Origin of the sequence: Litoreibacter meonggei (assembly GCF_003663885.1) — a bacterium.
Lineage (GTDB): Bacteria > Pseudomonadota > Alphaproteobacteria > Rhodobacterales > Rhodobacteraceae > Litoreibacter > Litoreibacter meonggei.
In genome coordinates this window covers 237,721-253,614 of sequence record NZ_RCCE01000006.1, presented here as the reverse complement: position 1 = coordinate 253,614, position 15,894 = coordinate 237,721, and the positions used below count along the sequence as shown (strand labels likewise).

The window sequence follows — 15,894 nt, the reverse complement described above, 5'->3', positions numbered from 1 at the left end:
GCAAAGTAACGCAATCTAATGCAAAGCGAATTTGCATTGGAGAGCTGGCATGGCCAAAACGGAACTTCCCGAAAGAGCGCAATATGTAATCGTGGGCGGCGGCATCGTCGGGTGCTCTGTTGCTTATCATCTGGCCAAAATGGGTCACAGCGACGTGGTGTTGCTTGAACAGGGTCAGTTGAGTTGCGGAACAACATGGCACGCCGCCGGATTGGTCGGCCAATTGCGCAGCCAACCCGCCATGACGAACCTGATCCGCTATTCGACACAACTCTACGCCGACCTTGAGGCAGAGACGGGGCTTGCAACAGGTTGGATGCAATGCGGGTCAGTCACTGTCGCTCGTACCGAAGATCGCATGACGATGCTGATGCGCACGGCTGCAGCGGCCCGCGCGCAGGGTGTCGACGTTGACGTTCTGACCCCGCAGCAAGCGCAAGAAAAGTGGCCGGTCATGCAGGTGGATGATCTAAAAGGTGGCATATGGATGCCCGGTGATGGCAAGGCCAACCCTACCGATTTGACCCAATCCCTTGCCAAAGGTGCCAGAATGCGCGGCGCAAAGGTGATCGAGGGGATCAAGGTCACTGATGTTCTGACGAAGGACGGCCGGGTAACTGGCGTTGAGACGGATCAGGGTCGGATTGAAGCAGAGGTCGTGGTGAATTGTGCGGGACAATGGGCGCGCAACCTTGGCCTGATGTGCGCTGTAAACGTGCCGCTTCATTCGGCAGAACACATGTATATCGTGACTGAAACCATGAAAGGCGTAAATCCGGACCTTCCGGTTTTGCGCGATCCCGATGGCTTTATTTACTTCAAAGAAGAGACCGGCGGGCTGGTCATGGGCGGGTTTGAGCCAGAGGCCAAGCCATGGGGCATGGATGGTATTCCTGACAAATTTGAATTCTCGTTGTTGCCAGATGACTGGGACCAATTCGAAATCCTGCTCGAAAATGCCCTGATCCGTGTTCCGGAAATGGAAACCACTGGCGTGCGGAAATTCTACAACGGCCCTGAAAGCTTTACCCCAGATAATAACTATCTGCTCGGTGAAGCGCCTGAACTGAAGAACTTCTTCGTCGGTGCTGGCTTCAACTCGATGGGAATTGCGAGCGCTGGCGGGGCAGGCCGCGCCCTCGCCGAGTGGATCGTGCAAGGGGAGCCAACATCAGACCTCTTCGCCGTCGACATTCGCCGCTTTGCGGATTTCAACAATAACCCGACCTGGCTTCATGACCGCGTCAAAGAAACGCTGGGATTGCACTACGCGATGCCATGGCCCAATCGCGAGTTGGACACCGCACGCCCCTTCCGCCGTTCTGCACTATATGATCGGCTCGCGGCGAAGAATGCGGTGTTTGGCTCCAAGATGGGTTGGGAGCGGGCGAACTGGTTCGCACCGGACGGCACCGCGGCTGAAACCAATTACAGCTTTGGTCGCCAAAATTGGCATGATGCAGTGGCCGCGGAACACAAGGCGACGCGCGAAGATGTTGCCGTGTTTGACCAAAGCTCTTTTGCAAAACTGCTTGTTCAGGGGCGGGATGCTTGCGCGGAACTAAACAGAATTTGCGCGGCCAATATTGACGTTGCAATCGGCGGCACAGTCTACACGGGTCTTTTGAATGCACGGGGCGGGTATGAGAGCGACCTGACTGTTTTGCGCCTAAAAGAGCAGGAGTTCCTATTGATTACCGGATCGGCGCAGGCTGTCCGAGACGCTGACTGGATCGGAAAGAACTTTTCGGCAGATGCCCATGTTTTCCTGACTGACGTGACGGCCGCTTGGTCCGTCTTGGCCGTCATGGGGCCAAAGTCGCGTCTGGTCCTTCAAAAACTGACCAAGGCCAACCTATCTAATGCTGCTTTCCCTTTTGGCACTGTTCAGAAAATTGATCTGGGTTATGCCACCGTCTGGGCCAACCGCATGACGTATGTTGGCGAGCTTGGATGGGAGTTGATTGTTCCGGTTGAGTTCACTGTCGGGGTCTACGAAGACTTGAAGCGGGCAGGGCAGGATCATGGCATTGTCGACGCAGGGTATTACGCGCTTGATGGCTTGCGCCTTGAGAAGGGCTTCCGCGCTTGGAGCCGTGAGCTGACGCCGGACATAACGCCTTTGCAGGCCGGACTCAGCTTTGCTGTCGATTTTGAAAAGCCCGGTGGTTTCATCGGAAAGGAGGCACTGGTTGCCGCGAAGGCTGATCCCAATCACCTCAATAAGCGGATCATTCAGTTGGTGGTTGAGGATGAAGCCGTCCAGCTTTGGGGCGGTGAGGCAGTTCTGTGTGATGGTGTGGAAATAGGTGAAGTGCGTTCTGCCGGATATGGGCACACACTGGGGGCAGCTGTCGCGCTGTGTGAGGTCGATGCGGCAGAACCGATCAAGGCTGATTTTATCAAGAGTCACTCGTTTGAAGTCGATGTGGCTGGAAGACGCTGTGCGGCCACCGCTCATCTTCGGACGCCTTACGATCCCAAGTCAGAACGGGTCCGTTCGGAGGACTAGCAGAAGCTTTGCCGGTCGGTGGCTATCTGCCACCGGCTGACACATCATTGTAACAAAACGGTTGTAGCACTCGGAGCGAAGGCAAATCCTTCGTTAATAAGGGCGTGGTTTATGGCTCTGAAGTTCATAGGCATTTCCTATATGTTCAAAGGAAATATCAATTTGGCTTGTTGATGATTTCTGCGAGTGTAAAGTGATGTCTCCGAAACCACACAAGAATGGTTTCGGTAAATTCCATGGGAGGACACTACACATGACTATATTCCAAAAGGCCATGACAAGCGCCGCGGCTCTTGCGATCAGCGCCACTGCCGCTTTCGCTGAGGCAGAATTGACGGTTTACACGGCGATTGAGGCCGAAGATCTGGCCCGTTACGCGGAGACCTTCAACGCCAGCCACCCGGACATCAAGATCAATTGGGTCCGCGATTCAACCGGCGTTATCACCGCAAAACTGCTGGCGGAACGGGATAACCCACAGGCCGATGTTGTCTGGGGACTGGCCGCGACATCGCTGTTGCTGCTCAAATCCGAGGGGATGCTTGAGGCATATGCGCCTGCTGGCGTCGAAAAGCTTGATCCGAAATTCGTCGACAAGGATGAAACTCCTGCGTGGGTCGGCATGGATGCGTGGGTCGCATCTGTCTGCTATAACACCGTGGAAGCGGAGAAGCTTGGCCTGACACCGCCAACGTCTTGGAAAGATCTTACGAACGCCCAATACAAGGGCCACGTGATCATGCCGAACCCTGCCTCGTCTGGCACAGGCTTTTTGGATGTGTCCAGCTGGTTGCAGATTTTCGGCGAAGATGATGGCTGGGCCTTCATGGACGGACTTCACGAGAACATTGCGCGGTATACGCATTCCGGTTCCGCACCGTGTAAACTGGCCGCTTCGGGTGAAATTCCCATCGGCGTTTCCTTCGCTTTCCGCGGCGCAAAATCCAAAGCTGCTGGCGCACCGCTGGAGATCATAGTCCCATCTGAGGGTGTTGGCTGGGATATGGAAGCGACTGCCATCGTGGCGGGTACGGACGACTTGGAAGCCGCGCAGAAGCTGGTCGACTTCACGATTACGAAAGAAGCAAACGAAATGTACAATGTCGGCTACGCGGTTGTGGCGTATCCAGGCATCGCCAAACCGGTTGAGCATTTCCCAGCAAACTTGTTGGACGCCATGATCGACAACGATTTTGAGTTCGCAGCAAACAATCGGGCTGCAATCTTGAAGGAATGGGCAGGCCGCTATGATGGCAAGTCTGATCCTAAATAAGAGATCTTAACTATCGAAGGGCGCCTGATCGGGCGCCCTTCGCACCCATAGGCTCACCTCCCCCCTTTCCAGACGACAGGTTCCTTTCCCGGAATTTGTTTAGCCCAGCAAAAAGGATCTTTGCCCGTGCCTCTTGACGGATCAGAACCCTATCTCAAAATTGAAAACCTCTGGAAAGCTTTCGGAAAATTCCTCGCACTCAAGGACGTCTCGCTGGATATCCATGAAGGTGAGTTGATTTGCTTCTTGGGACCATCGGGGTGCGGCAAGACAACATTGTTGCGCGCTATCGCGGGACTGGACCTGCAGACCAAAGGCAGTGTGCATCAAGGCGGCAAGGATGTCTCAAGCCTCCCGCCCTCTGAACGTGATTTCGGGATTGTTTTTCAATCCTATGCGTTGTTCCCGAACCTGACGATTGAAAAGAATGTGGCGTTCGGACTGGAGAATACCGGGCGATCAAAGGTCGAGATAACTGATCGGGTGTCCGAGCTTCTCGCGATGGTAGGGCTTGCCGATCAGAGCAAGAAATATCCGGCGCAATTGTCCGGCGGGCAACAACAGCGGATCGCGTTGGCGCGCGCAATCGCGACCAACCCCGGATTGCTGCTTCTTGACGAACCGCTTTCCGCGCTCGATGCAAAGGTACGCGTCTATCTGCGCCACGAGATCAAGGAACTGCAACGCAAACTCGGTGTGACGACAGTTATGGTGACGCATGATCAGGAAGAGGCCCTCGCGATGGCCGACCGTATCGTGGTCATGAAAGATGGTGTGATCGAACAGGTTGGGACCCCGACTGAAATCTATAGCACCCCCAAAACACTGTTCGTGGCCGATTTCATCGGCGAAATGAACCAAATCCCAGCGACAGCGGGTCCAAGTGGTGCCGTAAGCTTTGGCAATGGCACGATGAAGTCCTTGCCACATGACTTCACCGATGGTCATCCGATTATCGCGGCTATTCGCCCTGAAGACGTTATCCCCCATGGTGATGAGGCGCATGTACTCGGGTCTGACGACGTGGTCGAAACCGAGGAGAACGCCCTTGAAGTCGTTGTGGACGAGATGGAATTCCTCGGATCGTTCTGGCGCTGCCGGTTACAACACAAGCGTTTCGGCGAGAGTGAGTTGATCGCGGATTTCTCGATCAACGCCGTGCGCAGGCTTAGCCTTGCCGAGGGCGGGACGATGACAGTGGAGCTTCCAAAGAACCGGTTGATGGCTTTTGAGCGGCCGGAGGCGGTGGAATGACTGACGCGACCCAGCACACCCTTCCCGCTGGTCCGTCCATAAAGGGGAAACTCTCGCGCGATGACATCATCATGCGCGGCAGCATGGTCGTCATCGGATTATATCTGCTGATAACGATGGTGTTCCCCCTTTACGCAATGTTGTCGAAATCCTTTTCGACGTTTCAATTCGATCTGTCTGCTTACGAAGTTCAGGTCAGTGACGAAGCCGGGGCCACGTTTTCAAACCCGATCCGCTTGAACGACCTCAATGAGCAACTGAAGGTTTTGGAAGACAGCGACATGATCGCAGGGTCTGACGGTCGACTTGGGGTGACCCAGTTCTTTCCAGACTTCAGCTTCCGAAGCCCCGTCAAATACCGCATCCGCAATACCACCGACGAAGGTCGGTTTCTGGTCGGATCCACGCTGACTGACAGTACCGAGTGGGTCGAATTGGACAGCAATACCTTTCGACGCGTCCAGCTTCGGCCCGTTAAATCGACCGGGTTCGGGAATTTTCGATCCTATTTCGCCACACCTGCGCTTTCAAATTCGATCAAGAACTCGGTTCTGATCGCCACCATCAGCACGATTGTCACGGTGACGCTGGCCTTCTGGTTTGCATTCGCGTTGAGCAGATCCTGCATGCGCTTCAAGGGGTTATTTCGACTGATAGCGATGGCCCCGATCCTGGTGCCGTCGTTGTTGCCGGGCATCGCGCTGGTGTATCTGTTTGGCAACCAAGGCATGCTGAAGGAGCTGCTGTTCGGAGCTAGCATCTATGGCCCGATTGGCATCGTCATCGGGTCAGTGTTCTTCACCTTCCCACATGCGTTTCTGATTATATCGACAGCCTTGGCGATCTCGGACGGACGGCTTTACGAAGCTGCGACCTCGCTGCGTGCGACGCCGTGGAGGACCTTTTGGACTGTCACCATTCCCGGCGCGCGGTATGGTTTGGTCTCGGCGGCATTCGTGGTTTTCAACCTTGTCATTACCGACTTCGGCTTACCCAAAGTCATCGGTGGACAGTTTAATGTGTTGGCGGTGGATATCTACAAACAGGTCATCGGTCAGCAGAATTTTGAGATGGGCGCCGTGGTGTCGGTGGTCCTAGTTCTGCCCGCGATCCTTGCTTTTGCAATTGACCGCTTTGTCCAAAGCAAGCAGGTCGCGCTGCTTTCGGCCCGGTCGGTTCCTTATCAGCCAAAACCAAACAAAAAGGCCGATTGGATTCTGTTCAGCTATGCGAGCCTCATTGGCATTTTCATCATTGGGATGCTTGCAGTTTGCCAGTTCGCCGCCTTGGTAAAGTTCTGGCCGTATGACCTCAGCTTTAGCCTTAATAACTACCAATTCGACCGCATGGACGGTGGTGGTTGGGGGGCATATTACAACTCGATCAAGCTGGGACTACTTACCGCGATTGTCGGTACAGCGATTATATTTTTCGGGGCGTACCTCGTCGAGAAATCCAATGGGTTTAAGACTGGACGCGCGATATTTCAGATGTTTGCAATGCTGCCTATGGCCATTCCCGGGATGGTTCTGGGGCTTGCCTACATTTTCTTCTTCAACAACCCCGCCAATCCGCTGCACGCGATCTACGGGACAATGGCGATCCTTGTCGTGTGCACGGTGACCCACTTTTATACTGTGTCGCATCTTACGGCGACGACGGCGCTCCAGCAGATGGATCGGGAGTTTGAATCGGTTTCAGCTTCGCTCAAGCAGCCGACGCTTAAGCTATTTGGTCGGGTAACTGTTCCTGTCTGCCTGCCGTCAATTCTTGATATTTCCATCTACTTGTTTGTAAATGCGATGACGACGGTTTCTGCTGTCGTGTTTCTTTACTCACCGACAACGTCTCTCGCATCAATTGCTGTGCTGAACATGGACGACGCCGGTGATATTGCTCCGGCTGCTGCCATGGGGATGATGATCTTCTATACGAATGCCGGCGCGCGGATATTTCACCTAATTGCCTCGCGCGGAATCCTTAGCCGCACTCAGGCTTGGCGCAATAGATAGGTGGCATATAGGGTCGCCAGAAAGGCGCAGTAAGTAGATCAGGTGACAACGACTTCGACGCGGGCGGCTTGTTGTTTTGTCGAGCCAGCGGAAAGGATATGGGCGGTGCAAGCGTGCAATGCCGTGGTCATTGACCAAACCTATCGCTTCGTTACACTCACAATTGTCGGGCGTGTTTAAGGCCGATTGCTACAATCTGGCGAATACAACAGGGCAAATATGAGCGTAACGCCTATCGTGGACCATGCTGACTGGTCCCTGTCGTATTTTGATCGCTCTGATGCACAAGAGCTCACCTCTCCGTTTCCAAAGCAAAAAGATGCCGCTGAACGCTGCACCAGATGGTTTGCCATCCTTGATGCAGCGAAAATACCAAATTTAGAAGAGATCTTAGCCTCGCAGTCGAGTGAGTGCCGATGCCTTTTCTCAGGGAAGACAGCCGAAGACATTGGCGCGGTGAGCCCTTGGCTGGTCGACTTGGACAAGACGTCTAGCTTGGCCAAGTCCATTCTTAGCACAGAGCGAGTGCCACTCGGATATTGGTCGGCGGAGGCTTGGGTTGCTTTCGAAGCTTCTGCTCCGTTCGATGACCTTTGGTCCCATCTTCGAAAATTCACGCGTGTTTGGGCTAAAAATGGATCTAGTAAGTATTTTCGGTTTTATGAAGCCAACAACTATCGTACTCTGTCGTTAGAGGAATTATCCTCGTTAAACACATATTTTTGTAAACTTTTTTCAGATCGCATTAGTCGAATGAGCATTCCTGACGTAGAAAACGACGCCCTGCAAATTTTGGAATTTGCCGGGGGGACCCCGATTGCCCGCGGGCCGAACGGGCTTAGATTGAGCGAGAGCGAGGTCGAGCCGATCCTGGAGCGCGCCTTAGACTTGCGGTTTCGGAAAGCAGCGCTCGAGATGATGCGTGCGTGCGAAGATCAAGATATCTCCGTGCCCAGCGAGCGTGATTGTGTTCGGGTGCTTCTTATTCTTCGTGACGAATGTGGCTACCGATATTGGGATGATATGACCCGTGCGGGTACCGCCCTCGCGGTAGAGCAGTTGTTTTCTGCGTCTGCAATTCGGGCACGGCTGCAGCTTGCCCCATTCACGAGTAAATCAGAGCAGGCCCTCTACCTCTGGAACTCAGTAGTTCGAGTTGCATAGCCATGGCGATCGAAGGGGATATTCCAGACTTTCTATCGACAGGCGGGGATATCGCAATTCCCGTGGACGTTGGAGGGCAGGGGGGGGACGCAGCTTGCTCAGAGGCCGCCTGCGTAGAAGTTCAGGTCTTTCAATACCCCTTTGAGCGGCGCATGTCCGAAACCGACATCGAATACGGTTTCCGTCTGAACCAAAGGTTCGACGAAGTCACCGCCCTGGCGGGCTTCCGAAATGGCTCCTTTCTGCAAGACATTGACCCGGCCTACGCGGCAGAGCTGGTCGCCCTCTATTATGCTCTCCTGCATGACATTGGCGTGCCTGAAGACGGCTTTTCGATCCCGTCTCGTACGCCAGAAGAGTATGAAGCTTTTTGCCTGACATTTGGTGTCGGCTCGACCGATTACCTTATGTGTCCTCAGGCGTCGGACTCCGTTCAGCAGATGTTTGCTGACGAGCCGTCTCAGTGGATCAACTCGAATATATCCGATGGGCAAGCTCATGTTTGGGCTGCGGCGAGCTTTCCGGGGCCGGACGGGACAATTTACTATCGAATGGCATATGGGCGCACTTTGTGGAGCAACGAGATGCTACCGATTGACCCTGTTGTCGCAGGCTGGGCCAATGGTGGATACGCAGCTCCTTCAATAACATTTGACGACTATGGCGCTGGGACTCTACGGGACTTGTTCTGGAAAATGTTCGGTTCAGTCGGAGCCGACATCAACAATTTCGGGCCAGTTCCGTCGCACTGGTTCGATCAGTCGTCGCTGTCACCCGTGCGTAATATCGACATATTTTATGGCTCCCCGCCCGCTGCCGTACTCTTTGAGCCCTTTCAGGTCGCGGATAGCAGCCTGAACGGTGTGAGGCAGCTTTTAAGCGGGCGCGTCCAGAACGGTGCGGTTGGCACGAACAGGATACATCGCGGCGTTGTCTTTGGTTCGTTGCGGCGCGGACAAACTCAAATGGCGGCAGGGCGCTTTACCAGGGTGGAACTTGATAGCGCATTGCGGACACATGGCCCGCCCAACGGTGTGAACAACATTGGCGATTTTAGTGCACTTGCGCATCGGGATCCGAGAGCCGCGCGGAATTTGGCAACCACGGTCCTACGCTCCGCCTATATGCGAAGTCCAGAGGCGCAGATATCACGCCGTGCATCTCTACAACAAGGAAGCGACTCGATTACCCGGCGGGGCGGTGAAGTTAATGGTGAAGGTTTTGATGTCCGAATTGGCCGCTCCTCCGTTAGGGTAATCCCTGACGGATTGACATGAGCAGTTAGAAGCGCACTTGGCCGTACCACTGGCGCAGCCGAGGTCCATGAAGCCAAGGACATGCCACGAGTGTATCTGACAAGACAAATTCAAGCGGAGCTTCAATTGTCACGAAACCTTCAGGCTCGGTTTGTTCTTCATGTAAGACCTGGCGCCCATTTGAGTGCAAACCTAAAAGCAGAGATACGCGGCGTTGGAGGTTCGGTCCAAGACTTCAATGGAAACCCTGTGAGAATTAACCCATGAAAAAGATTCACTCTGAGCTTTCCGTCACTGCCTATGTGTTGTGCAAAAAACCGCGGGCACGCGACTTCCTGGATGCACTTTTTTCACTACCCGAGGAATTATTACCTGAGTTTTGGTATGAGCTTGAGCCGAACCCAAAAAGCAAAAGACTTTACCTTAGCAAGGACCGTGAGCGATTGATCTCCGAGACGTTGGAGTTTGGGACATTTGGATCATTTGATCATAAAGACTACGCGCTCCGTGCCGATTATTTTCTGCCCGATGCTGGACTTCCCCACCAGGATTCCGTGAGCTTCTCTTTTTATGTAAGGCCAAAGCGTAAGGGTAAGTCAAAGTCGGTCGACATCCGACCGGCAATGGACGTCTTTGATCACTTCGCGCGGCATCTGGATACCTATTGTGCTTATGCGTCGAGCTATCCCGAAGAACAGGCCCTGTCGCAGGCTCGTGCGCTTGCCGCCTTGAGTAAAGACAAGCGCGACTGCACCCTTGCGCAATATGAGCAAATGTTAGGGATCGTTAGAAGCTATGCAGACGGGAAGCTTTTTTTCCCTGGGTTGCGGTGGCGTTCCGTTCTTTCGCAAGAATGTATTGATGACTATGCAATAGACAAAGATGATTTGCGAAGCCTGTCGGTTGAGACCAAGATTATCCCGGCAACCGGCAGCGCGGGGGACCTACTGGATTTGCGCTTCGCGGACAATCCCGACGACTGGCAGCAGTATGCAGAGCAGCTTCAGATAAGGTCAGTGGAAGCGGACGAGCATAGATGTCGCGTGGATTATTTCCTGGACGAGCTTCATCCGAAAGGTTTTCTGAGCGTTCAGAATTGGAATAATTGGCTCTAGTCGATGAAAAGGCGATGTATCGCCTAAATCCCGCGACGCCAGCAATTTAAGCGTTGGGGCGTGTGCTTTTCTGGATACGCCGTTAGAGAGTGTCTGGGTGGCTGAAAGTCGTGACGGCAATCGCAGAAACTGAATGCGACGTGTGCGTCCACAAAGATGGCGACGAAACTCTAGCTGCGATCTGTCAAGATCAGCGCGCAAGCATCCGCGTTACTTCCTGCCCAATCGTGTCCAACTCCCAGCCCGCGATGCCGTTGTCAGGCCTGCGGGGGTCGTCGCGGAAGGTTGCGAGAAGCGGTCGGGCAAACGGACCGATAGCGGCGACGTTTTGCAGCATCACCAGCAGATGGTTGGGGTCTGCGACGGTGGCAAGTTTGTCTGCGACCTGATCGCGTGTATCCTCGTCTTGCTTGTAGAGGTGGTGGATTGCGTGGGCCCAGGTTTCGGAAAACCGCGCATCGGCAGGCCGAAAGGTCCAATCGCGAACCACCATAGGATCAACGTCGGCCCCATAGCTGCGCGCGGCAGGAAAGTAGAGGTGGGCGAAACGTCCGTCTCCGGAATGGTATCGCATCCGTTCAATCGCGGACCGTACAGTGCCCATAAAGTCTTCATCGAGGTAAGCATCACCGCCCGGGTTGGTCGACAAGGCTCCATAGGTGCCCAACATCTGCATCAAAAGTCCCGCGGAATAGTCTTGCCGGTCCGAGGGTGAGACCTTTTGCGCGAGTGTGGCAACCATCGCACGACTGCAAAGCGGTGACGGCAGAAAACCCTGGCGCTCCCCAAAAAGCGTCTGAAGCTTGTCCGCGGAGGTCGCGCGCTGTACCTGCCGGACTTCTTGCACCAACTCTATCGGGCACTGGTTTTGCGTCTCTACGAAATAGTCAGCCATGTTTCACCTATTTGGGATGGATTTCCACTGCTTCAATCGCAGGGCCTTGCGCGCGGGGCGAGGGTGACCATAGCCCATGAGGTTTAGCGTGTCATTGACCGACGTGTTGGCGCGTATCTCAGCAGCGGTCGTAGCCTGAAGATGCGTCGGGTATTGGCTGGCGCCGGCTGTATCGTTGGGATGCCTCAGGCCTAGCAGGTGGCCAAACTCATGCGCCGCGGTGCTGGTCAGGCCGGGGCCTGCGTTGAAGAAGATACCGTATGTCCCGCTGATTGTATTCACGTATCCATTTAGCCGCGATGTTTCGGGTGGCGGCGGTGTCAGGTTCGGCATCGGCATCAGGTACAGGTAGTAGTCGTATCCAGGATCACGCGCGGACACAGCTGCATGGATAGCGTCAGTCTGAGCGCGAATGGAGCCATAGTTGGCCACAAAGTGATTGTACCCCATCGAATTACCGGCGTCGAAAAAATTCCCGCCCAGAACGCTGGGCGTAGCTGGTAGGTTGTAACCGGCTAGCGAGGAAAGGGTGATCGGGGCAACGGCCTGTTTATAAACCTCGTCGAAAAAGCTTTGATAGCCGGACAGTGACATGGCTGGCACTGGCAAATTAAGCGCCGGCGGGGGCGGGGTTGCCGGTGTAGTTGGGGCTGCGGCACCAGCGGGCGGAGTTGGAGGGGGCGGTGGCGGCGGTGCGGGTTGATTGATGTTGCAAATGGCCACCCGAAAGGCTTGCGGCTTGTAGCAGGCCACGTGGATGTAACCGACGGTTTTGCCGCTGCATACCACCTCAACAGAGCACTCGCCCTCGGTTCCGCCTTTGATTTCGAAGACTGCAACGGCTCCGGCCACGGTGCTTGACACCACACTGACATGGGCAGGTGTGTCTGGTTTAAAGGTTACGTTCGAAATACAGCCGACGCCGGAATGACCTGCAAAATTGATCTTCGCCTTGGCAGTCTTACCTTCCTCGACAGACATCCATGCAGCGCCATCGCGGGTTTCGCGGTTGGACGGTAGGGATTTCGCCTTGGTAGGAGGCAGCCAGTATTCGTCGACCCCGACGGTGGAAACCAAATTGGTTTTGTCGTCAAAACCAAAATAATCTGAAACAGTCGACGAGGCGGTAAAGTGTGCCGCCTTCGGGCAACAGGATGCCACCGGAGTCAACGTGCCCGTTGGCGCGACAGGAGACAGGGTGGGCGATGGCGTCGCGACGGGTGCAATAGGCGTTGGGCTTACTGGCTTCACCGTCGGCGATGGGACCGGCGCCGGGGTGACGGGTGTGATAGGAACGGGTGCAGTGGGCGCGGGTGGCGGCACCGGTTTAACTACGGGAATTGGTGGCACGGTCATTGAAATTACAACTCATCTAAATGACTACTTATTAGCGGGTTGTGTCAGTTCATGGAAGCCCTAGATGCTTCCATGCTGCGGCTAACGCTTCACCGACTGCATCGGGTTTGTCTGGGTGCGCCCAAGGGCGGAAAGGGTCTTCGTAGAAGCGGTGGCCTAGGATTAGCGTCAGTACCAAAAGACGGCCCGTTTGCGTTTCATTCAGCTTCAGGTCGGCAAGCCGGTATTTCGTGGCCTTCAAAGCATCCTCGGTCGCGACGGGCCTATCACCAAGAAAGCGCGCGCAGAAGGCTCGGAACTGTGATGGGGAGACCGATTCACGCTCCGGCAGCGCAGTCAGATATGCGTGGACATCCGAGAATTGCGATACGAGCTCTGATTGAGCGGTATCCGCAAAGGCCGATAAAAAGTTTTTGCTAAGGACTGTTTGGTGCGCACCAGTTTCGCGGATGATTTGAACCAACGGGGCAGGTGTGGCCGAGCGGTGGAACCAGCCACCAAGCGTCAGCATCATTTGGGCGAGAAAAGCGAAGTCGTCTTTAGTCTCGCAGCCGCAATGCTGGCCTTGGATCAGGATGTGATGGGCCAGATGGCCGAATTGGTTTGGCGTGAAATCTGCGAACCGGTCTGGATGCTCGGCAGCTAGCCAATCGACAAGCTCCTGCCCTAGACCAGCCAGAACGACTTGATCCATTAGAGCGAAATCGGTGGCATCAAAGACCAGAGGTGGACGGCCTCCAGCTTGGAAATTTTGCGACAGGTCGGTTGGCCAAAGGTGCAAGGCCGCGTCTGGGCCGTGCTCGATAACAAAGTTCAGCGCCGTGGACGGAGTCTGAAAGAACCGCGCAACCCGGTCGGGGTTGTGGTCTAGGCCGAGAAAGTAGATGCGGGCGACGAGAGGATCCCAAAAGCGGAACGTAGTCCACCCTTTGGCTGTGCCGCTGCTCCGGATGCGGGTAAATCCGCGTAGATGTTTGCGCAGGGCTTCAAAACTAAGATCACTGCGTACGAACAGGCCCGAGCCTTTGCCCCAGTGCTTTTTGAAAAAATCGCGATGAAGGGCGCTGGGGTCGGAAGTGCTGAGCGTTACGTCGATCAAATAAGGTGCAACGTCATGCAGATCACGCGCGGCGTCTCCGGTGTAGAGGCTTTCGATTTTGTGCGTGTCCGCTAGCATGTCGAAATCAAACTCACCTTCAATCCGAGCATACTTGCTTGCATCCAAGATAAGATAGGTTCTGCGCGAACCGCTAAATAGAAGGTCGAAGAGTTCAGGCGGACACCAAGGGCGATCCCAAAAGGGCGCCGAGTTTTCAGGGTCGAGCGCCGTCAGTCCGACCAATTCAGAATGTAGCGCAAGAGGTGATGCCGTGTCTTGGATCGCGTAGGGGCGTGAAAGCTGCACTGGTGCATCAACGGTGATAGCTTGTGCCAGACCACGGAGCAATTCTGACGCTAGGGCCTCGTTTAAAGGTTGGGGTAGCTCGCAGTCCAGATAGTGAAGCGCATGATTTGCCAAGGCCACGCGGGCGATGTCATCAACAGCCGCTGCCGACGTTGCCTCAGCCACCAGGATTGCGCCCCAGGTCCCGGCTTCGTCACGCAGTCGACATTTGGTTTCGAAAATCGCCATTAGTAAAAAGGATTCACCAGCTCTGCCAACTCTGTGACGAGTGGCTTATTTGGCTCCAATTTCTTCGACATGACGTTCCCCCGCTTGTACTGCCGATCAAGCATCTTGTCCGAAGAGGTCATCGCAAAACGGATCATGTCTATCGCACCCGGCTCCTCTGCCGTGAGGATATCAAGATGATCGTATGCAGGTCGCAAATTCTGCGCAAGCGGGTTTGGCATCTCTCAAGAATTGAACTGGCGATGGTACGGCTTCTAACTTCTACGGCCTTGCGCCTCGCTCATCCTGAGTAGCGCCCCGTTTGCGGTTAATATGGGCAACTTAGGGGGATGGCTTTCAAGTGATTGCATAGAGACATGGAACCAACAAACTTGGAGTGCTAAGTGGTTTTGCAGGATAAGGGCCGTCAGCACGTTACTTTGTATGTGCCGTTTCTAAGTTAGCTTGCGAGATTGACCATCACGGGCGGCGGCATCAGCGGCGTCGGCCAAGATTTGCGCTTTTAGCCCGTCTTCGCCGGTAGGTGTCATCTCGGCATCACTTGAGACGCAATCGATGAAATGTGCCATTTCTGCTTTATATGCAGCTGCATAGCGCTCCAAGAAAAACGGCTGCGTGGCGGCGCTTCGAAATCCTGTGGCGGTGGCCAATTCAACCGAGTTTTCCAACATATTTTCGGCGCGGAGCATTCCTTCGGATCCATGGACTTCAATTCGTTGATCGTATCCATAAGTCGCGCGACGCGAATTGCTGATCTGACACAGCTTTCCGCTGGCAGTTTTCAATGTGACCACAGCGGTATCGAAATCGCCTTCAGCCCCGATTTCCGGGTCTACCAAGCAAGAGCCGGCGGCGGTTAACTCAACGGGTTCTTCGTTCAAGAGAAAACGGGCCATGTCCAGATCGTGGATCATCATGTCGCGGAAAATACCGCCAGAGGTTTTGATATATCCAATTGGTGGCGGTGACGGGTCGCGCGACAGGATCGTTACGATTTCTACGTTCCCAATCACCTGGTCTGCAATTTGTTGTTGAAGGTGGGCAAAGCTGGGATCAAAACGCCGATTAAAGGCGGTCATGAATGGAACACCGGCCGTCTTGACTACCGCAAGACAGTCGCGGATGCGGTCCACTGATAAATCCACCGGCTTTTCGCAAAAGATTGCTTTGCCGTTTGCAGCGGCTTGGTGAATCAGGTCGTAGTGCGTGGTCGTTGGTGTGCAGATCACCACTGCGTCGATGCCTGGATCACGCAGTATCTCCTCACTGGTCATAACTTTTGCGCCAAGCTTGCGGCCCAACGCTTCTGCCGCTTCTGGCACGAAATCGGACACGGCTACAGCACGTCCTGCAGCCATGTTTTGCAGTGATGCACCGTGAACTTGGCCAATGCGGCCACATCCAAGAATTCCAATGTTCAGCAT

General features: G+C 54.6%; 12 protein-coding genes. 7 read left to right on the top strand and 5 right to left on the bottom strand.

The window, feature by feature from the left end:
* Positions 1–49 precede the first annotated feature (49 nt).
* The 7 genes from BCF46_RS17360 to BCF46_RS17330 all read left to right on the top strand — a co-directional run bounded on the left by BCF46_RS17360 (position 50) and on the right by BCF46_RS17330 (position 10,586).
* Positions 50–2,512, top strand: a complete 2,463-nt coding sequence (locus BCF46_RS17360) for a GcvT family protein (protein WP_121027374.1) — start codon at positions 50–52, stop codon at positions 2,510–2,512.
* A gap of 253 nt (positions 2,513–2,765) precedes the next feature.
* A complete protein-coding gene (locus tag BCF46_RS17355; RefSeq protein WP_121027371.1) occupies positions 2,766–3,785 on the top strand; it encodes a putative 2-aminoethylphosphonate ABC transporter substrate-binding protein in 1,020 nt (339 codons plus the stop codon).
* Between the two features lie 126 nt (positions 3,786–3,911).
* On the top strand, positions 3,912–5,039 hold the full coding sequence (locus BCF46_RS17350) for a putative 2-aminoethylphosphonate ABC transporter ATP-binding protein (RefSeq protein ID WP_211332835.1): 1,128 nt from the start codon (positions 3,912–3,914) through the stop codon (positions 5,037–5,039).
* Entirely contained in the window at positions 5,036–7,051 is a 2,016-nt protein-coding gene (locus tag BCF46_RS17345) for a putative 2-aminoethylphosphonate ABC transporter permease subunit (protein WP_121027365.1), read from the top strand. The genes BCF46_RS17350 and BCF46_RS17345 overlap by 4 nt, the downstream gene beginning before the upstream one ends.
* A 237-nt stretch (positions 7,052–7,288) precedes the next feature.
* On the top strand, positions 7,289–8,215 hold the full coding sequence (locus BCF46_RS17340; protein ID WP_170157969.1) for a DUF4123 domain-containing protein: 927 nt from the start codon (positions 7,289–7,291) through the stop codon (positions 8,213–8,215).
* 2 nt (positions 8,216–8,217) lie between these two features.
* Positions 8,218–9,492 carry a hypothetical protein gene (locus BCF46_RS17335; RefSeq protein ID WP_121027360.1) on the top strand — a complete coding sequence of 425 codons (1,275 nt, stop codon included), beginning with the start codon at positions 8,218–8,220 and terminating at the stop codon, positions 9,490–9,492.
* A 242-nt stretch (positions 9,493–9,734) separates the two neighbouring features.
* A complete protein-coding gene (locus tag BCF46_RS17330) occupies positions 9,735–10,586 on the top strand; it encodes a hypothetical protein (protein ID WP_121027357.1) in 852 nt (283 codons plus the stop codon).
* 190 nt (positions 10,587–10,776) lie between these two features.
* Here BCF46_RS17330 and BCF46_RS17325 read toward each other — a convergent pair whose 3' ends face one another.
* From BCF46_RS17325 to iolG, 5 genes are all read right to left on the bottom strand, one after another.
* Entirely contained in the window at positions 10,777–11,481 is a 705-nt protein-coding gene (locus tag BCF46_RS17325; protein ID WP_121027354.1) for a hypothetical protein, read from the bottom strand.
* Between the two features lie 3 nt (positions 11,482–11,484).
* On the bottom strand, positions 11,485–12,837 hold the full coding sequence (locus tag BCF46_RS17320) for a hypothetical protein (RefSeq protein ID WP_121027351.1): 1,353 nt from the start codon (positions 12,835–12,837) through the stop codon (positions 11,485–11,487).
* 49 nt (positions 12,838–12,886) lie between these two features.
* Positions 12,887–14,407, bottom strand: a complete 1,521-nt coding sequence (locus BCF46_RS17315) for a DUF4123 domain-containing protein (protein WP_170157968.1) — start codon at positions 14,405–14,407, stop codon at positions 12,887–12,889.
* A gap of 62 nt (positions 14,408–14,469) precedes the next feature.
* Positions 14,470–14,691 (bottom strand): hypothetical protein, encoded by a 222-nt coding sequence (locus BCF46_RS19820; protein ID WP_121027345.1) that lies wholly within the window; start codon positions 14,689–14,691, stop codon positions 14,470–14,472.
* Between the two features lie 213 nt (positions 14,692–14,904).
* Complete coding sequence (iolG, locus tag BCF46_RS17305; RefSeq protein ID WP_121027342.1) at positions 14,905–15,894, bottom strand: inositol 2-dehydrogenase; 990 nt, start codon at positions 15,892–15,894, stop codon at positions 14,905–14,907.